Below are 19,235 nucleotides of genomic sequence, written 5' to 3' on the forward strand. Positions count from 1 at the left end.
TGTCCCGCCCCGCCGTCGTGTGCGCTCCGGTGTACGGCGTGGCGGTCAGCGTCGAGGCGCGTCCGCGGGCTCGTCGCCGGGCGAGGTACCGGCGACGGGGGAGGTGTCGTCCACGCCGGTCCCACCGTCGTCGTCGCCCATGTCGCCGTTCCGGGTGCGCCGCACGGACTCCGGCACCACCGACGCCGGCAGCATCCGCGCCCGCAGGGACGGGGCACCGGTGGCGATCGCCGTCCGCACCTCGTCGACCAGGCCGTCGAGGACGTCCGGCTCCGGGGGCATCGCCCCGTACCAGCTGGCCTCCACGCTGCGGACGAGCTGCTGCAGCGCCTCCGCCGCCCGGTCGGTCAGGCCGTGCCGCTCGGTGATCCGGTCCGCTGCGGCCCGCACCGTGTCGCCGGGCGGGACCGGCACGCCGTGGTCGCGGGACGCGGCGAGCACCTCGTCCCAGGCGGCGGTCGCGGCGCCCGGGCCCCCGGCGCGCGCGATGCCGGCCCGGCGCGCGTACTGACGGCGGCGCCAGAACCCCGGGAACGACGCCAGCAGCACCAGCCCGGCGAGGGCCAGGGCGCCCACGAGCACCGGGAGCCACCAGGTCCCGGCAACCGGACCGGGTTCCTGGCCGTCCTCGGCCGGGGGCGGCGGTTCCGGCGTGGCCTCGTCCCCGCCCGCCGGGGGCGGGGGAGCGGCGGTCGGCTCCGGGGCCGGCGGCTGCTCCTGGGCGGGGGTGCCGCCGTCCTGCTCGCGGGCCTGCTGGACGTAACCGGGGTCGATGGTGCGGCCGTCGGCGAGCGGGGTCGGGTCGAACGTCATCCAGCCGTAGCCGGGGAACCACGCCTCGACCCAGGCGTGCGCGTCCTCGGTGGTGATCGTGCGGCCGTCCGGGCCGTCGTCGCCCGCGGTGAACCCGACCGCGACCCGGGCCGGGACGTCGACGGCCCGCAGCATCACGGCCATGGCGGACGCGTACTGCTCGCAGTAGCCGGTCCGGCCGCGGGTGAGGAAGTCGACGAGCGCGTCCCCGCCGCCGCCGGGCGCCGTCGACAGGCTGTAGGTGAAGGGCGAGCCGGGGCCGGTGAAGTGGTTCTCGATCGCCATCGCCCGGTCGAACGGGGTGGCCTCGCCGGCGGTGACGTCCTGCGCGATCTGCGCCACCCGCGGGTCGACGCCGTTGGTGTCCAGGTACGAACGGTCCACGGTGACCGGCCCGCCCGCCCCGCGCAGCTGCTCCGCGGACGGCTCGGGCAGACGCATGGCCTGCGACCAGCCGTCCTCCTCGCGGGGGCGTTCGCTGTAGGCGATGCCGCCGGCCGCGTCGTAGGCCCAACTGTCCGACGCGACCTCGACCGCCGTCGGGTCGCCGAACACCGGCAGCCAGTAGTCGCGGAAACCGAGGTTGTCCACCTGCACGGTCTGCTCGGCAGCGGGCCCCGACGTCGACGGCGGCAGCTGCCCGCTCAGCGGGACGCCCGGCGCGGGCCGCTCCGCCGTCCAGCCCTCCTGGGGCACGTAGGTCTGCAACGTCAGGGCGCGCAGGTAGCTCGCCCGCTGCAGGCCCTGCACGCGGAACAGCTCCCGCGGCTCGCTGCGGGTCAGCTGGCCGCGCAGCGAGGTGAAGGGGTTCAACCCGATCGAGCCGTCCGCGCCGCCACCGGCGCCGCCGGTCGCGTCGAACCGGCCCGCGGTGCCGACGGCGGTCGCGGCGGTGCCGACCAGGAGCGCGCCGACGACGGCGACCGCGACGACCGCGATCCCGCCCGGTGCCTGCCGCAGCCGCTCCGGGCGCAGCAGGAGCAGCAACCCGAACCCGGCCCCGGCCGCCACCAGCGACCACCACGGCAGCAGGTCGGACTGCAACGCCGTCGGCACCGCGAACACCACGAGCAGCGGCACCCCGGCCGCGGCGGGCGCCGCGACGGTCACGGCGAGCCCGAACACGGCGATGGCGAGCGTGCCGAAGCCGAGCGTGACCAGCAGCAGGATCTCCGGCGTCGCGGCGACTGGTGGGACGCCCGTGTCGATCTGCTGCCCGGCGCCGCCGAGCAGTGCGCCGAGCTCGGCGAGCGCGTCCGGTCCCGGCAGGACGACGGCCACGCCACTGCCGGTGAACCAGGCGGTGGCCAGCAGCGCGAGGGCGACCAGCTGGCCCGGCGCGGCGAGCCACGGCCGGACCCGCACCAGCACCGCCCCGGTCACGACGACGACCGCCACCGCGACCAGCGCGTGCCACACCCAGGCGGCGCCCTGCACGACCGCGCCGGTCGCCGAACCGGCCAGCAGGACGGCGAGACCGGAGGCGAGCGGCGCGAGCAGCGCGGTCCAGCCCAGGGGGCCGGGCGGACCACCCGACGCCGGGGTGGCCGCCGTCGGCGGTGCTGTCGCCGGCGCGCTCACCGGAGGGCTCCCGCCGGCGCAGCGGGTTCGCCGCACGCGTCGGCCCAGGCCCGCTGCACTGTGACCCCCGCGGGCACGACGGTCACCTGCCAGCCGGCCTGACGCAGCGCGCCGGCCGCGGTCGCCGCGCGACCGGTGCCGGTGCCGGTGCCGGAACCCCACCCGTCGACGTCGAGCAGGATCGCGTGCCCGCCCCGCGGCCAGGCGGCCGTCAGCGCCGTCACGTCCCGGGGACCGGTGGAGCCGAGGACGGCGAGCACGCCGTCCGAGGTCACGGTGCCCGCCGCGGGCTCACCGGTCCCACCGAGCGCGGCCGTCGCGGACGGGCGCAGCACCGCGAGGGACTCGAGCCGCTGGGGCACCTGGTCCTCCTCACCGGTCGGGACCGGCCCGCCGTCGTCGAGCGGGTCGCCGGACTCGTCGACCAGGGTGACGGCCTCACCGCGACGCACCAGGTGCACCGCGACGCTGGCGGTGAACTCCACCGCCCACTCCAGGCTGGAGGCGGCGCCGTGACCGCGGTGCGCGGCGTCCCGCCGGTCGAGCAGCAGCGTCACCCCGGAGGGGTCGGGACGGTCGTCGAGCCGGACCATCAGCTCGTCGCGTCGCGCGCTGGAGCGCCAGTGCACGCGACGCATCTCGTCGCCCTGGCGGTACGGGCGGATGAGGACGTCCGGGTTGCCGGTGCCGGGACGGCTGCCGCCCTCGGCGCCCCGGCCGGCCGCGGTCGAGGCGAGCGGCGGACGCCCGGTCAGCGGCGTGACCCGGGGGAGGACCAGCCAGCGGTCGGCCGCGAGCAGGTCGTGCCGGAACTCGGCCAGGCCGAGCGGGTCGGTGCCGCGCCCGCGCAGCGGGCCGATCCGGTAGGCACCGCGGACCGCCGGACGGAGCGGGTAGCCGACCCGGGCTCCCCGGCGGCCGAGACGGTGGACGGTGAACCGGGGCGGGTAGCGGTCGGACGGCCCGGCCGCGTCGGGCACGTGGTCGGCGATGCGGAGCGAGCCGAGCAGCGCGCCGCCCGCGATGCGTAGCAGCGCCGTGCCCGAGGCACCGGCCTCGATCCGGACCGGTTCCAGTGACCGCTCCACCTGCAGCGTGCGGCGCGACCGGAGCGCGACCACCAGCGCCAGCAGCGGGAGCAGCACGACGAACGCCCCGACCCGGACGAGATCCCGCTCGTCGAGGACGACGGCGGACACGACCATCGCGAGGCCACCCGCCAGCAGGCAGCGGCCGCGGACGGTCAGGCCGGCCCGCCGCTCCGTGCGCGGGGCCGCGGTGGGTGCGGACGGGGCGGCGGACCGCCCGGTGTCGGTGGGTCCGGCGCCACCCGTGGCGGGCCGGGCCGGTGGGCCGTCCCGACGGGGGTCCGGTGCGGTCACGTCAGCCCCGCGGCGGGGACGGCACCGCGACCCGGCCGACGGCGCCGCGCACGAGATCGGCGGTCGAACGGCGGGCGGCGACACCCTCCGGCCCGAGGAGCAGGCGGTGCGCCAGGACGGGGACCGCGACGGCCTGGACGTCGTCCGGGATCACGTAGCCGCGCCCGGCGGTGACCGCCCACGCCCGCGCGGCACGGAGCAGGTGCAGCGTCGCGCGCGGGGAGGCGCCGAGCCGGACCTCGCTGAGCCGGCGGGTCGCGCCGACGATCTCGACGCAGTACCGGCGCACCTCGGTGGCCGTGTGCAGGGCCCGGGTCGCGGCGATCATCGAGCGGATCGCGCGCAGGTCGGTGACGGGGCGCATGCGGTCCAGCGGCTCGGCGGCGCCGTGCTCGTCGAGCATCGCCAGCTCCGCGGCCGGGTCCGGGTAGCCGACCGAGATCCGGATCGTGAAACGGTCCCGCTGCGCCTCCGGCAGCGGGTAGGTGCCGTCCATCTCGACCGGGTTCTGGGTCGCGACGACCATGAACGGGTCCCCGAGGGGATAGGTGCCGCCGTCGACGGTCACCTGGTGCTCGGCCATGCACTCCAGCAGCGCGGACTGCGTCTTCGGCGACGCCCGGTTGATCTCGTCGGCGATCACGAGGTTGGCGAACACCGGTCCGGCGCGGAACTCGAACTCGGCGGTCTGCCGGTTGTAGACCGAGGTGCCGGTGATGTCACCGGGCAGCAGGTCCGGGGTGAACTGCACCCGGCTCACGGCGCCGTCGACCGAGCGGGCGAGCGCCTTGGCGAGCGAGGTCTTGCCGACGCCCGGGACGTCCTCCACCAGGAGGTGGCCCTCGGACAGCATCGCGACCAGCGCGAGACGGACCGCGTCCGGTTTGCCGACGATCACCCGCTGGACGGCGGCGGCGATCCGGCCCGCGACCTCGGCGACGGCCCCCGCGTCCATCGGTTCGGCGGCGTACCCGGGGGTCGCGCCGGTGGAGTCCGGATGACGCCCGGACACGCCGGACGGCGGGGACGGCACAGAGGGTGCGCTCGACGACAACGGGCCTCCTCGGGCGGCGACGCGGGCGGGACCAGTCTGTCAAACCTCGCACGCAGGGGGACGGGTACCGCTCCCGGCGGAGGACCGTTGCTCCGGACGGTCGTACCGGTCGTCGCACCCGGCCGGACACGGGCCCGGAAACCGGGCGCGCCGGGGACCGCGGACCGCCACGGGCGGTGCTCGCCGGGCCACGGAGGGTCGTCGCGGGGCGCGTCGACGCGGGGCGGGCACGGGCCGGGGCGACGCCACCACCCCGACGGCCGTGAGCGCACCGGCGGCGCCCGTCGCCGGCCACGCAGGAATCGGCACACCCCGTGTCCGCTCGACGCCCCTCGCCGGCTCGGCGCCCCCCGGTCGACCGGCGCCCCCCGACCGGCTCGGCGCCCCCCGACCGGCTCGGCGCGCCCCGCGCCGGTTCCCTGCACCGCGCGCCGATTCGGCGCACCCGTGCCGACTCGGCGCACCGAGCGCCGGCTCCGCGCACCGCGTGCCGGTTCGGCGCACCCCGCGCCGGTTCCGCGCACCGCGTGCCGGCGCCGCGCACCCCGTGCAACGGGTGCGGCGCACGGCAATGGGGTGCGGCCACCGGGGAGGGCCGCGCCATCCCGCCGCGAACCGGGGCATGCACAGGCTCCGGCGCCGGCCGCCCTCCGGCGCCGGCCACCCTCCGCCGCCCGCCACCGCACCCCTCGACAGCTCGGCGCACCCCCCGGCGGTCCGAGGCACCCGTTGCGTGGGGTGCTGCGCGCTGCCGGGGGGTGCGGCAGAACGTCGCGGGGTGCGGCGGGGTGCGGCGGGGTGCGGGGCCGCACGACGGCGGGGTGTGGGGCGGGACGGAGTGGGGTGCGGGGCGGTCGGACAAGCTGCCCCCCACCGGATCCCCCCACCGGATCCCCCCACCGGATCCCCCCACCGGATCCCCCACGACGCCCCCCACGACGCCCCCCACGCTGCCCCCACCCCTCCCCACCACTCGTGCCCCGATCCCGCCGAATCGCGCTCTGACCTGCGATGACGTCCGGTGGGGGAGAAGGGGGGTGATCGGGCCGGATCTGGGCCCCGGACGTCCCGCTACCGGGTGGCGCCGCGCCGCTCCCCACGACTCCCCACCGCCTGTCACCTGCGGAAACACCGGATGAACCCCGGAGACCGGACCCTGCTCGGGTTGACGGTGGGTGGTTGTGGGGTACTGTGGTGATCGCTGGGGCGAACAGGTGCCCCAGGTGGAGGTGGGGTCGGTGTTCCTCGGCACCTATTCCCCGAAGCTGGACGACAAGGGGCGGCTCACGCTGCCGGCCAAATTCCGCGACGAGTTGCGAGGCGGTTGCATGATCACGAAAGGGCAGGACCACTGCCTCTACGTGTTCACCCGTGACGCCTTCACCGAGATGGCGCGCAAGGTCGCCGCGGCCCCGCTGACGAACGAGTCGGCGCGGGTGTTCCAGCGCAACCTCTTCTCGGGCACCGACGAGCAGAACCCCGACGGCCAGGGCCGGATCGCGATCACGTCCGAGCTCCGCCGGTACGCCGGACTGTCCAAGGACTGCGTGGTGATCGGCGCGTTCACGCGTGCCGAGATCTGGGACGCGCAGGCCTGGCAGGAGTACCAGGAGCGACACGAGGACGAGTTCGCCAAGGCCCAGGACGAGGTTCTGCCCGGGCTGTTCTGACTCCCGCTGGCGGGTGGGAGGACGAGCGGCACAGGAACGACACGGGCGGCAGCACCGTCGCCGTCCCGACCCGGGTGCCGTGATCGCCCGGCCCTGGCACACCTTCCCCGGTGCCAGGTCCGGACGGCACGGTCCCCGGGTGGGGGGCGGCGCCGGATCCCCACCCCGACTGGGGAGTTCGGGTGGGGCGGCGACGCCCGCGTCACCGGGAGTGCGGCGGGACCGGTTGTGGGAACCGGCGACGTGGCACGACCTACGTACAGGATCGACCGGTTCCGGCCCCGCGAGGGGCCGGGACCGGATCCGGGACCACGCCGGCGGCGCGGGGCCGGGAGCACGGACCACGGGGACGGACGACGGCACCGGGGGGTGGACGTGGACAGCACCGGGCCGGACCCGTCACCCGCCGAGCGGCACACCCCCGTCCTCCTGGAGCGCGTCTCCGCGCTGCTCGCCCCGGCGATCGCGGACCGGCCCGCCGTCTACGTCGACGCCACCCTCGGCATGGGCGGCCACGCCGCTGCCCTGCTCGCCACACACCCGCAGCTGACCGTCGTCGGGCTCGACCGCGACCCGCAGGCCCTGGACCTGGCCGGTCGCCGGCTCACCGCGTACGCCGACCGGCTGCGCCCGGTGCACGCCGTCTACGACCGGATCGGCGAGGCCCTCGACGAGACGGGCGTGGGGCCGGCCGACGCGATCCTGTTCGACCTCGGGGTCTCCTCGCTGCAGCTCGACGAGGTCGAGCGCGGCTTCTCCTACTCCCGCGACGCGGATCTCGACATGCGGATGGACCCGACCACCGGGCCGACCGCCGCCGACGTGCTCAACACCTACACCGCGCCCCAGCTGCGCCGGATCCTGCGCGAGTACGGCGAGGAGCGCTTCGCCGGCCCGATCGCGAACGCGATCGTCCGGAACCGGGACAAGCGGCCCTTCAGCCGCAGCGCCGAGCTCGTCGAGCTGCTCTACGGGGTCGTCCCGGCCGCGTCCCGCCGCACCGGCGGGCACCCGGCCAAGCGGACGTTCCAGGCGCTGCGCATCGAGGTCAACGCCGAGCTGGACGTCCTGCGGGACGCGTTGCCCGCGGCGTTCGACGCACTCGCCCCGGGCGGCCGGATCGTCGTCCTGTCGTACCACTCGCTGGAGGACCGGATCACCAAGCGCGCCCTCGCCGAGCGCACCCGCTCGCGGACCCCGCTCGACCTCCCGGTCGAGCTGCCCGGGCACGAGCCGGAGTTCCGGCTGCTGACCCGGGGCGCCGAGACGGCGTCCGACGACGAGATCGAACGCAATCCGCGGGCCGCCCCGGTGCGGCTGCGTGCGGCCGAGCGGACCGGGGGCGCCACCGGTCCCGGACCCGACGGCGGCGAACGCGGATGACCGGCACGACCAGCACGGCGGAGAGGCAGGAATCCCGATGAGCACACCCGTCATCGAGCGCCCGGGTACCCCGGGCGGTGGCCGGCCGCGTCCGCGGACCCGCCGGACGGCTGCCCCGCCGCGGATCCCGGCGCAGCGGGGGCCGGGCGACGCCCGGCGGGCCCAGGACCAGCGCCGGCGCAGCGCGGCACGGGAGAACACCGGTCGCGCGAAGTTCGTGCTCGTCGTGATGGTGCTGCTCGCCGTCGGGCTGATCGCGACGCTGTGGCTGTCGACCGCCGCGGCCGCCGACTCCTACGCGCTGCAGGAGGCCCGCCAGCGCACCGGCGGCCTGACCGAGCAGTCCGAGGCCCTCCGCAAGGAGGTCTCGGTGCTGGAGAGCCCGGCCTCGCTGGCGCAGCGCGCCGCGGCCCAGGGCATGGTGCCGGTCTCCGACCCGGCCCGGCTGGTCGTCGCCCCGGACGGGCGGGTCGACGTCGTCGGGGAGCCGCAGGCCGCGGTCGGCGCCCCGCCGCCCGCACCCGACGCACCGCAGCCGGCCGCGCCGGCTGCACCGCAGGGCACCACATCGGACCCGGAGGCCGACGGCGGTGACGCCGCCGCGGCGGCCGGGGCCCGGGCGGACGCCCCGGCCGCGGACGCGCCGCAGGACGGGCAGCAGGGGCCGGACGGCGCCGCGCCCGAGGGCGCCGAGCGCGAGGTCCCCGCCGACACCCGGGCCGCGGGCCGGGACTGATGGCCTACGCCCCGCCCCGCCCCCGGCGGCCCGGCGGGGGCCCGCCGCGGTCCGGCGGCCCCCGGCGACGGCGCTCCGCGGCCGACGACCCGCGCTTCCGGCTGCGTCTGGCCTGGGTGTTGCTGGCGGCGCTGTTGCTCGTCGCGGGCACGAAGCTCGTGTTCGTGCAGACGGTGCAGGCCGGCACGCTCACCGCGGACGCCGAGAAGCAGCGCGCCAGCCGGATCACCATCCCCGCGGAGCGCGGCGCGATCACCGACAAGGACGGCAACGTCCTCGCCTTCTCGACCGAGTCGAAGGCGCTGGTCACCAACCCCCGGCTGATCGACAAGACGAAGGGCGCCGAGGCGGTCGCCTACAAGCACGCGATGGCCACGGCCGTCGCCGCCGTCACGAAGGGCGACCCGGCGGAGCTCGAGCGTGCGCTGAACACCGACCGCGGGTACGTCGTCATGGCGACGGCGGTCGACCCGGCCCCGGCGCGGGACCTGCGGGAGAAGTTCCCGGAGATCGCCGAGGAGGGCCGGGAGGCACGCCAGTACCCGGGCGGGACACTCGCGTCGAACATCATCGGCGCCGCCACCTGGAGCGCCGACGCCCAGAAGCTGGTCGGCCGCATCGGGCTGGAGTCCTCCGACGACGGCCTGCTCGCCGGCCAGGACGGGTTCCAGGTCGCCGACACCGCGGAGGGCAGCCGCACCGTCATCCCGGGCAGCGTGCGGTCCGAGCAGCCCGCGGTGTCCGGGTCGGACGTCCAGCTGACGATCGACTCGGACCTGCAGCACCAGGTGCAGCGGATGCTGTCGGAGTACGCCGCGAACTCCGGCGCCCGCAGCGGCTCCGCCGTCGTGCTCGACCGGGAGACCGGGGAGGTGCGGGCGCTGGCGGACAACACCTCCTTCGACCCGGCGCAGCTGCTCACCTCGGACCCGAAGTCGCTCGGGAACAAGGCCGTCACGACGCCGTTCGAGCCGGGCTCGGTCAACAAGGTCGTGACGATGGCGGCGGCGCTGCAGGCCGGCGTCGTGAAGCCGGAGGACGTGCTCGAGGTCCCCGGCAGCATCGAGTTCGCCGACCGGACGATCAAGGACGCCTGGGTGCACGGTCTCGACCGCTACACCCTCACCGGGGTGCTGGCGAAGTCGTCGAACGTCGGGACCCTGATGACCGCGCAGAAGGTCGGCCCGGACGCGTTCTCCGACATGCTCGGGCGGATGGGCGTCGGCCAGCGGACCGGGATCGGGCTGCCCGGCGAGAGTGCCGGCGTCGTCCCGCCGCGGGCGACCTGGTCCGGGTCGACGTTCGGCAACCTGCCGATCGGGCAGGGCCTGTCGATGACCGTGCTCCAGATGGCCGGGATGTACCAGGCGATCGCGAACGACGGCGTCCGCATCCCGCCGCGGGTCGTCGCCTCGACCACCGGCCCGGACGGCGTGCGGGTCCCGGCCGAGGCGGCCGCGCCGGTCGAGGTGATGTCGCCGCAGACCGCGCAGACGCTGCGGACGATGCTCACCGCCGTCACCCAGAACGAGCGCGGCCAGGCCGGGACCGGCCCGGCCGCCGCCGTCCCCGGCTACGAGGTGGCCGGCAAGACCGGTACCGCCCAGCAGGTCGACCCGGAGACCGGCGCCTACTCGCGGTCCCAGTACTGGATCACCTTCGCCGGGATGCTCCCGGCGCAGGACCCGCGGTTCGTGATCGGGATCATGCTGGACGCGCCGAAGGCCGGGACCAGCGCGGCGCCGCTGTTCCACGACATCGCGTCCTACCTGGCACAGCGGGACGGGATCCCGGTCCGGACGACCCCGCCGCCGGTCCAGACGCTGCAGATCAAGTGACACGGCCGGGGGCCGCCGGTGTGCGTCGGGCGGTCCCCGGTGCCGCTCACCCGTACGGGGCACGCCGGTCGCGGTCCGGGCTGCCCGTGACGGCCCGCTCACCGGCCGTGCGCCTGCGCCGGATGGCGGCATCGGTGTCGTCGTACGGCCGTACGGTGACGCGGGTCCCACCGCCCGTCGTGACGACGCCCGCGAGCGGTCCTCCGAGCCGGAACCGGCCGCAGGGCCGGTTGCCGCCGGTCGGTAACCTCCCGCGCTGTGCCCGACGTCCACGCTGCGTACGCCCCCCCGTGCCGAGGGTGGAGCCCGGCCGGTGACCCGTGACCAGCTGCCCGACCGGCCGGAGACGGTCCGCCCGGTCGACGTCGCCCTGCTCGGACGGCTCGCCGGAGCCGAGCTGAACCCGCGCACCGCGGGGACCGGTCCCGGCCCGCTGCTCGACGCCGCCGCGGGACCGCACGTCGTCACCGGCGCCACCCTGCGGGCGGGCTCGGTGCGTCCGGGCGACCTGTTCGCCGCGCTGCCCGGTGCCCGCGCGCACGGCGCCGACTTCGCCGCCCAGGCGATCGCCGGGGGAGCGGCCGCGGTGCTCACCGACGCGGACGGCGCGGACCGTCCGGAGATCCGCCACTCCCGGCTGCCGGTGCTCGTGCACCCGGCGCCGCGGGAGGTCCTCGGCCCCGTCTCCGCGGCGATCTACGGCGAGCCGACCGCCCGGCTGCGGGTGCTGGGGGTCACCGGCACGTCCGGCAAGACGACCGTCGGGCACCTGCTGGAGGCGGGCCTGACCGCCGCCGGCCGGTCCACCGGGCTGCTCGGCACCGTCCGGACCCGGGTGCAGGTGCCGGGCGAGGAACCGCGGGCGCTGCCCAGCGCGTTCACCACGCCGGAGGCGCCCGACCTGCAGGCGCTGTTCGCGGTGATGGTCGAGGCCGGCGTCACCGACGTCGCGATGGAGGTCTCCAGCCACGCGCTCGCGCTGGGCCGGGTCGGCGGTTCGCGGTTCGCGGTCGGCGCCTTCACCAACCTCTCCCAGGACCACCTGGACTTCCACCCGACGATGACCGACTACTTCGAGGCCAAGGCCCGGCTGTTCGGCGGCGGCGGTGCGGGCGTCGAGGCGGCCCGGCACGGCGTGGTCTGCATCGACGACGAGTGGGGCCGCCAGCTCGCCTCCCGCCGCCCGGACGCGGTGACGGTGGGCTCCGACCCGGCCGGCCCGCACGCGACCTGGACGGTGCGCGATCTCGCCGCCCACCCGGACGGCACCCAGACCTTCACCGCCGTCGGGCCGGGCGGACTGGCCCAGGCCGTCACGCTGGCGCTGCCGGGTCGCTACAACGTGGCGAACGCCCTGGTGGCGCTGGCCTGCCTCGACGCCGACGGCATCCCGCCCGACGTCGCCGCGCAGGGCTTCGCCCGGCTGTCGGTGCCGGGCCGGATGCAGCGGGTCGACGCCGGGCAGCCCTGGCTCGCAGTGGTCGACTACGCGCACAAGCCCGCCGCCGTCGCCGCGCTGCTGGACGCGCTGCGCGCCCAGATCCACCCGCACGCCCGCGTGATCACGGTGCTCGGCTGCGGCGGCGACCGGGACACCGGCAAGCGCCCGCTGATGGGTGCCGCGGCCGCGATCCGCTCGGACACGCTCGTCGTCACCGACGACAACCCGCGCGGCGAGGAGCCTGCGACGATCCGCAGGGCGATGCTGGAGGGCGCGATGCACGAGCCCGCCCGCGGGGACGTGATCGAGATCGGGGACCGGCGGAGCGCGATCGTGTACGCCGTGCGGTCCGCGCGCCCCGGCGACGCCGTCGTGATCGCCGGCAAGGGCCACGAGACCGGTCAGGAGGTGCACGGGGTCAAGTACCCGTTCGACGACGCGGACGAGCTGGTGAACGCGATCCGTGCGGCCTCATGACGACGACTGCGACGACCTGTACCGCGACGTGCGCGAGCACGTCCGGGACGACAGCTGGGACGACAGGAGGACGGGCAGAGCCGGTGGAGGCGATCGAGCGATGATCGAGATGACGCTGGCCGAGGTCGCGGCGGTGACCGGCGGCACCCTGCACGGGGTCTCCGACGAGCAGGCCGCCGTCCCGGTGACCGCCGTCGAGTTCGACTCGCGGAAGGCGGGCCCGGGCGCGTTGTTCCTGGCCCTGCCCGGTGAGCGGGCCGACGGCCACGACTTCGCCGCCGGGGCGGTGACCCGCGGCGCGACCGGGGTGCTGGCCGGGCGCCCGGTCGACGCCCCCGCGGTGGTCGCGCCCCCGGCCGAGGTGCGGGACGCGCACACCTACCTGGGGTCGGTCGATCCCGACGGGCACGGCGCCGCCGTGCTGGCCGCGCTGGGCAGGCTGGCCCGGCACGTCCTGGGCGCGCTGCCCGGACTCGCCGTCGTCGGCGTGACCGGCAGCGCGGGCAAGACCTCCACCAAGGACCTGCTGGCCGCGGTGTTGGCGCCGCTGGGACGCACGGTCGCGCCCCCGGAGTCGTTCAACAACGAGCTCGGGACCCCGTGGACCGCGCTGCGCGCCGACGCCGCGACCCGGCACCTGGTGCTGGAGTTCTCCGCCCGCGGCGCGGGGCACATCGCCGCCCTGTGCGCGGTCGCGCCGCCCCGGATCGGCGTCGTGCTGAACGTCGGCTCCGCCCACCTGGGCGAGTTCGGGTCCCGGGCCGGGATCGCGGCCGCGAAGGGCGAGCTCGTGGAGGCGCTGCCGCCCGGGGACCTGCCCGGCGGGCGGGGCGGCGTCGCCGTCCTCAACGCCGACGACGAGCTGGTCCTGGCCATGCGCAGCCGCACCCCCGCGCGTGTCGTCACCTTCGGCCGGTCGGCCGGCGCCGACGTCCGTGCCGAGGACGAGACCCTCGACGCGGGGCGCCCCTCGTTCCGCCTGGTCACCCCGGCCGGGTCGGCCCCGGTGTCGCTCCGGCTGGTCGGCGCCCACCAGGTGTCGAACGCGCTCGCCGCGGCCGCCGTCGCCCTCGAGCTGGGCGGCACGCCGGAGGGGATCGCGGAGGCGCTGTCCGCTGCCGGGCCCGCCTCGCGCTGGCGGATGGAGGTCACCGACCGCGCCGACGGCGTCACCGTCGTGAACGACGCCTACAACGCCAACCCGGAGGCCATGCGGGCCGCGCTGTCCGCACTGGCCTCGGTGGCGGGCCCCGACCGGCGGGCGTGGGCCGTGCTCGGCCCGATGGCCGAGATCGGCGACGGCGCCGCCGAGGCGCACGCCGACACCACCCGCCGGGCCCGCGACGCCGGCGTCGCACGCGTCGTCGCGGTCGGCGCCCCCGACTACGGCGACGGCGCCGAGCACGTCGGCGACGTCGGTGCCGCGCTCGACCTGCTGCGCGCGGAGCTCGCCCCGGGCGACGTCGTGCTGGTCAAGGCCTCGCGCAGCGCCGGTCTCGAGCGGATCGCCGCGGGCCTGCTGGGCCACGACGCAGAAGGGCTGGTGCGCCGGTGAGGGGCGTCTTCCTGGCCGCGGGCCTCGCGCTCGCGGTGTCGATCCTGCTCACGCCGTACCTGATCCGGTTCTTCGCGAAGCAGGGCTTCGGGCAGGAGATCCGCGAGGAGGGGCCGCAGAGCCACCAGTCCAAGCGGGGCACGCCGACGATGGGTGGCGTCGCGATCCTGCTCGCCATCTGGGTCGGCTACCTGGGCTCGCACGCCTTCACCCGGGAGCCGATCACGGCCTCGGCGCTACTGGTCCTGTTCCTCACCACCGCGCTCGGCGTGGTCGGCTTCCTCGACGACTTCCTCAAGATCCGCAGGCAGCGCAACCTCGGCCTGAACAAGACGTCCAAGATCGTCGGGCAGGTCCTGACGGCGACGATCTTCGGGATCCTGGCCGTCCGGTTCGCCAACGAACGGAACTTGAGCCCGGCCTCGGAGAGCCTGTCGTTCGTCCGGGACATCCCGGTGCTGGCGTTCGGCGTCGTCGGGTTCGTGATCCTCTGCAACCTGATCGTCGCCGCCTGGTCGAACGCGGTGAACCTCACCGACGGGCTCGACGGCCTCGCCGCCGGCACGGCGGCGATGGTGCTCGGCACCTACGTGATCATCGCCTTCTGGCAGTTCCGCAACAGCTGCGCGGTCGCCGCGTCGGCCGGCTGCTACGAGGTCCGCGACCCGCTCGACGTCGGCCTGGTCGCCGCGGCCGCGATGGGCGGCTGCATCGGCTTCCTGTGGTGGAACGCCGCGCCCGCCCGGATCTTCATGGGCGACACCGGCTCGCTCGCCCTCGGCGGGCTTCTCGCGGGGCTGTCCGTGGTCACCCGCACGGAGCTGCTGCTCGTCGTGATCGGTGGCGTGTTCGTGGTCGAGGCGCTCTCGGTGTCGCTGCAGATCCTGGTGTTCCGCACGGCCCGGCGACGGCTGTTCCGGATGGCCCCGTTCCACCACCACTTCGAGCTGGCCGGCTGGGCCGAGACGACGGTCATCATCCGGTTCTGGCTGCTGGCCGCGATCTGTGCGGCGATGGGGCTGGGGATCTTCTACAGCGAGTGGCTCGCGGCGTCGGGTTCGGCGTGACGGGCGCGGGCTTCGCGGGACGTCCGGTGCTGGTGGCCGGTGCCGGGATCTCCGGGCTGGCCGCCGCGACCGCACTGCGCGACGCCGGAGCCCGCGTCCTGGTCTCCGACGACTCGTCCGCCGCGCTGGACACCCTGCCCGACGGCGTCGAGCCGTGGCCCGGCGCCGGGCTGCCCGACGGGGTCGCGACGGTCGTCACCTCGCCGGGCCGCCGTCCGGAGCACCCGCTGGTCGCCGAGGCCGCCGCGGTGGGCGCCGAGGTCATCGGCGAGCCCGAGCTGGCGTGGCGGCTCGGTGCCGCGCGGGCGACCCCGCCGTCCTGGCTGGTCGTCACCGGCACCAACGGCAAGACGACGACCACCGAGATGCTCGCCGCGATCCTGCAGGAGGCCGGGCTGCGCTCGGTGGCCTGCGGGAACATCGGCTACCCGGTGGTGAGCGCGGTGAGCGCGCCCGGCCCGGGGCACGAGGTGCTCGCCGTCGAGCTGTCCAGCTTCCAGCTGCACTGGTCGCCGTCCGTGCGGCCGGCGGCGGGTGTCGTGCTGAACGTCGCCGAGGACCACCTGGACTGGCACGGCGGCCGGGACGGGTACGCCGCGGCGAAGGCGCGGGCCCTGACCGGAGCCGTCGCGGTCGGCGGGGTGGACGACCCGGTCGCCGCCCGCCTGCTCGCCGCCGCGCCCGCGCCGCGCCGCGTCGGGATCACCCTCGGCGAGCCCGGGCCGGACCAGCTCGGGGTCGTCGACAGCACGCTGGTCGACCGGGCGTTCGGCGGCGGGGAGCTGCTGGCGGCCGACGCCGTCGTCCCGCCGGGACCGCCCGGGGTGACCGACGCGCTCGCCGCGGCGGCACTGGCCCGCGCGTACGGCGTGGCGGCCCGGCACATCACGACGGCGCTGGCGGCGTTCGCGCCGGGGCCGCACCGCAGCGCCCCGGCCGGCGAGCACGACGGCGTCGTCTACCTCGACGACTCCAAGGCCACCAACCCGCACGCCGCCGGTGCCGCGCTGGCCGCGATCGCCGCCCGGCGTCCGGGCGCCCGCGCGGTGTGGGTGGTCGGCGGGCTCCTGAAGGGCGTCGCGCCGGACGAGCTGGGCAGGCTGGCCAGGGAACACGCGGCACTGCTGGCCGGGATCGTCGTGATCGGGACGGACCGGGCACCGATCGTCGAGGCGCTGTCCCGACACGCGCCCGGCCTCCCGGTCGAGGAGGTCGCGGCGGTCCACGATGGTGGGATGGCGCCCTCCGACCGGCCGGACCCCGCCCGCCCCGACGCCCGCCCCGACCCCATGCCGTCCGCGGTCCGCCGCGCGGCGGCGCTGGCCCGGCCCGGCGACGTCGTGCTCCTGGCCCCGGCGGCCGCGTCGATGGACCAGTTCCGCGACTACGCCCACCGGGGCGACGCGTTTGCGGCCGCCGTCGCGGGGCTCGGCGCCCCGGCCGGAGGGCAGGCCCGATGAGCCCGGGCACGCCGGAGCGCACCGCGGGACAGGCCGTCACGGCCGGCGTCCAGGGCGGGATGCGACGCCTGCGCCGATGGCTGCGCCGGCCGCTCACCTCGCTGCACCTGGTCCTCGGCGTCTTCGGGCTGCTGACCCTGTTCGGCCTGGTCATGGTGCTGTCGGCGTCGTCGGTGTCGACCGGGTCGGCGTACTCCGTGTTCACCCGTCAGCTCATGTTCTGCGGTGTGGGGCTGGTGCTGTTCTACATCGGGGTGCGGGTGCCGCCCCGCCGGCTGCGCGCCGCGGCGCCCGTGCTGCTGATCATCGGGATCGGGACGCTGATCGCGGTGCTGATCCCCGGCGTCGGCGCGATCCGCGGCGGTGCCCGGTCGTGGTTCGCGTTCGGGCCGGTGTCGCTGCAGCCGTCGGAGATGGTGAAGATCGCGCTGACCCTGTGGGGTGCGCACGTCCTCGTCGCGCGGCGGGCCGTGATGCACCGCTGGAAGCACGCGCTGAACCCGGTCGTGCCGGTCGCCCTGGTGATCTTCACGCTGCTGGTCCTGCAGCCCGACCTGGGCATGACGATCTCGGTCGGCATCGTGATGCTGGCCCTGCTCTACTTCGGCGGCGCCCCGCTGAAGCTGCTCGCGCTGATCGCGGGCGGCGGCCTGGTGGGCGCCGCGCTGCTCGGCCTCACCGCCGGCTACCGGGCGAGCCGGATCACCGCGTTCCTGTCGCCGGCGACCTCGGACCCGCTGGGCCCGGCCTACCAGGCGACCCAGGCGCTCTACGCCCTGGCCGACGGCGGCCTGTTCGGCGCCGGGCTGGGGCAGGGCCGCGCGAAGTGGGACTACCTGCCGAACGCCCACAACGACTTCATCTTCGCCATCATCGGCGAGGAGCTGGGGCTGGTCGGTGCGTTCGCGGTGCTGGCGTTGTTCGCGACGCTGGCCTACACCGGGATGCGGATCGCCGCCCGCAACACCGACCCGTGGCTGCGGATCGTGGTCGCGACGTCGACGACGGGCCTGGTCGTCCAGGCCTCGATCAACATCGGGTACGTCGTGGGGCTGCTGCCCGTCACCGGTCTGCAGCTCCCGCTGATCTCCTCCGGCGGCACCTCGCTGGTGGTGACGATGTTCCTGTTCGGGCTGATCACGAACGCGGCCCGGCACGAGCCGGAGGCGGTCGCCGCGCTCCGGAAGGACGGGCAGGGGCGCGTGGCGAAGCTGCTGCGGCTCCCGCTGCCACAGCCCTACCGGACGCCGGGACCGGCGTCGCGGTGGGCGGCGCGGTGAGGACCTGAGGTCCCTCCACGGGACCGTGACGTAGTCGGACGACGCAAGGGGCACGAGAGCGTGACGGGCACGGATCACAGCGGCGGTACCGGGGGTACGGGCGACGGCGGCGCAGGCCGCGACGGCCGTGGTCCCGGACCGGGCGCGGCCGGCGGCCCCCGCCGGCCGACCATGGGACGGCCGACCGGGTCGTCCCCGGTGGAGCCGGACGGCGTCGTCTTCGGGACCGCGTCCGGGACCGGTGGCACGTGGCCGGGCCCGCCGGCCGGGTCCGACCCGTCCGCGAACGACCGGTCCGTGGGCACGGATCCCGCCGGAGTGCCCGCGCCGGAGGAGGCGCGTGGCCCGCAGCGGCTGCCCGGCACCGGGTGGGACCCGTACACCCACGGCGGACGGCAGTCGTTCCGTCCGGTCCCCGGTGGAACGGGGGCGAACGGGGCGGCCCCGCACGGTTCCGAGTCGGACGGTTCCGCCACGGACGGTCCCGGGACCCACGGTTCCGGGCCGCACGGTTCCGGGCCGCACGGTCCGGGGGCCCACGGTCCTGGCGCGCGCGGCTCCGCGCCGCACGGTGGCGGGCCGAACGGGACCTCCCGGAACGGTGCCTCCCGCAGCGACGAGCCCGGTCCGCGTGATGCGCGCCCGCCGCGCGACGGCGGGGCACCCGCCGGTGGTGCGCCGCGTGACGGGGGAGACCCCGGTGGCCTGCCGCGGCGTACCGGTGGATCCGGTGCCGCCGGTCGTCCGTCCGGCGCCGGGCCCGGCCCGGCCCCGTCCGGCCCGACCCCGCCCGGCTCGATGCCCCCCGGCGGACTGTTCACGCCGTCCGTGCCGCAGGAGCCCGGCACCGGCGGATTCGGCCCCCGAGGGCAGCAGCCCCCGTCCGGGGCCGGTGCCCGGCCCCCCGGGAACCGGTCGTCCGGCCACCCGGCCGGCCCGAACGGTGGAGCGCCGGAGCAGGACACCGGCGGCCACGGCGCCCCGTCCGACCCGGCCGGGACGGACCGCGACCCGGCGACCGGCCCGCAGGCGGCGACCGACGGGACCCCGGGCGACACGACCCCGGGCGAGCCGGCGGACGGGGCCGCCCGGCCGGGAGCCGCGCCCTCGGGGCCCGCGTCGTCGGGCTCCGCCACCTCGGCATCTGCCACGCCGTCGTCCGCCTCGTCGGGTTCCGCCGGGTCCGGTTCCGCGTCGAGCGGTGCCGGCTCCACCGGTGCCGAGCCGACCGGTGCTGCCGGGGCCGGGCCTGCCGGGTCAGGAACCCCTGGTTCCGGGCCTGCCGGGAACGGGCCTGCCGAGTCCGGTGCTGCCGGGTCCGATGCCGTGGAGCCGGCCCCTGGATCGTCCGGGGACGGCGAGGCCGCGGCCGCCGGGGCCGGGCCCGGTGCCGTGGAGTCGGGTGCCGTCGAGCCCGGTGCTGCCCGGCCGGGTGCCGCCGACCCCGGTGCTGCCGCGTCCGCATCCGGCAGCCCGTCCCGCCCGGGCGGCACGACCG

12 protein-coding genes are annotated in these 19,235 nt (G+C 76.7%); 9 read left to right on the forward strand and 3 right to left on the reverse strand.

The window, feature by feature from the left end; genetic code table 11:
• Positions 1 to 45: 45 nt before the first annotated feature.
• The 3 genes from Ae150APs1_RS27065 to Ae150APs1_RS27075 are packed head-to-tail and all read right to left on the reverse strand — an operon-like array spanning position 46 to position 4,830.
• Positions 46 to 2,394 (reverse strand): transglutaminaseTgpA domain-containing protein, encoded by a 2,349-nt coding sequence (locus Ae150APs1_RS27065; RefSeq protein WP_075301116.1) that lies wholly within the window; start codon positions 2,392 to 2,394, stop codon positions 46 to 48.
• Positions 2,391 to 3,776: a DUF58 domain-containing protein gene (locus tag Ae150APs1_RS27070; RefSeq protein WP_083680531.1), complete on the reverse strand. Its 1,386-nt coding sequence runs from the start codon at positions 3,774 to 3,776 to the stop codon at positions 2,391 to 2,393. Before Ae150APs1_RS27070 ends, Ae150APs1_RS27065 begins: the two co-directional genes overlap by 4 nt.
• Before the next feature lies 1 nt (position 3,777).
• A complete protein-coding gene (locus Ae150APs1_RS27075) occupies positions 3,778 to 4,830 on the reverse strand; it encodes a MoxR family ATPase (RefSeq protein WP_075301118.1) in 1,053 nt (350 codons plus the stop codon).
• Positions 4,831 to 6,068: 1,238 nt separating this feature from the next.
• On the opposite strand from Ae150APs1_RS27075, the gene mraZ reads away from it, so the two are divergent.
• The 9 genes from mraZ (at position 6,069) to ftsW (ending at position 17,737) form a co-directional block, all read left to right on the forward strand.
• Positions 6,069 to 6,500: a division/cell wall cluster transcriptional repressor MraZ gene (mraZ, locus tag Ae150APs1_RS27080; RefSeq protein WP_010234933.1), complete on the forward strand. Its 432-nt coding sequence runs from the start codon at positions 6,069 to 6,071 to the stop codon at positions 6,498 to 6,500.
• Positions 6,501 to 6,869: 369 nt separating this feature from the next.
• Positions 6,870 to 7,883 (forward strand): 16S rRNA (cytosine(1402)-N(4))-methyltransferase RsmH, encoded by a 1,014-nt coding sequence (gene rsmH / locus Ae150APs1_RS27085; RefSeq protein WP_075301120.1) that lies wholly within the window; start codon positions 6,870 to 6,872, stop codon positions 7,881 to 7,883.
• 37 nt (positions 7,884 to 7,920) lie between these two features.
• Entirely contained in the window at positions 7,921 to 8,619 is a 699-nt protein-coding gene (locus tag Ae150APs1_RS27090; RefSeq protein WP_139317186.1) for a septum formation initiator, read from the forward strand.
• Positions 8,619 to 10,457, forward strand: a complete 1,839-nt coding sequence (locus Ae150APs1_RS27095) for a penicillin-binding protein 2 (RefSeq protein WP_083680529.1) — start codon at positions 8,619 to 8,621, stop codon at positions 10,455 to 10,457. The genes Ae150APs1_RS27090 and Ae150APs1_RS27095 overlap by 1 nt, the downstream gene beginning before the upstream one ends.
• Before the next feature lie 313 nt (positions 10,458 to 10,770).
• The gene (locus tag Ae150APs1_RS27100) at positions 10,771 to 12,375 is read left to right on the forward strand and encodes a UDP-N-acetylmuramoyl-L-alanyl-D-glutamate--2,6-diaminopimelate ligase (protein ID WP_075301124.1); all 1,605 of its coding nucleotides are present in this window, start codon (positions 10,771 to 10,773) and stop codon (positions 12,373 to 12,375) included.
• Between the two features lie 100 nt (positions 12,376 to 12,475).
• Positions 12,476 to 13,930, forward strand: a complete 1,455-nt coding sequence (gene murF / locus Ae150APs1_RS27105) for a UDP-N-acetylmuramoyl-tripeptide--D-alanyl-D-alanine ligase (RefSeq protein ID WP_075301126.1) — start codon at positions 12,476 to 12,478, stop codon at positions 13,928 to 13,930.
• Positions 13,927 to 14,997, forward strand: coding sequence for a phospho-N-acetylmuramoyl-pentapeptide-transferase (gene mraY / locus Ae150APs1_RS27110; RefSeq protein WP_010237031.1), 1,071 nt, complete (start codon positions 13,927 to 13,929; stop codon positions 14,995 to 14,997). The genes murF and mraY overlap by 4 nt, the downstream gene beginning before the upstream one ends.
• Positions 14,970 to 16,457 (forward strand): UDP-N-acetylmuramoyl-L-alanine--D-glutamate ligase, encoded by a 1,488-nt coding sequence (murD, locus tag Ae150APs1_RS27115; protein WP_249266495.1) that lies wholly within the window; start codon positions 14,970 to 14,972, stop codon positions 16,455 to 16,457. The genes mraY and murD overlap by 28 nt, the downstream gene beginning before the upstream one ends.
• A complete protein-coding gene (gene ftsW / locus Ae150APs1_RS27120; protein WP_075301128.1) occupies positions 16,454 to 17,737 on the forward strand; it encodes a putative lipid II flippase FtsW in 1,284 nt (427 codons plus the stop codon). Before murD ends, ftsW begins: the two co-directional genes overlap by 4 nt.
• Positions 17,738 to 19,235 lie beyond the last annotated feature (1,498 nt).

Origin of the sequence: Pseudonocardia sp. Ae150A_Ps1 (assembly GCF_001932315.1) — a bacterium.
Lineage (GTDB): Bacteria > Actinomycetota > Actinomycetes > Mycobacteriales > Pseudonocardiaceae > Pseudonocardia.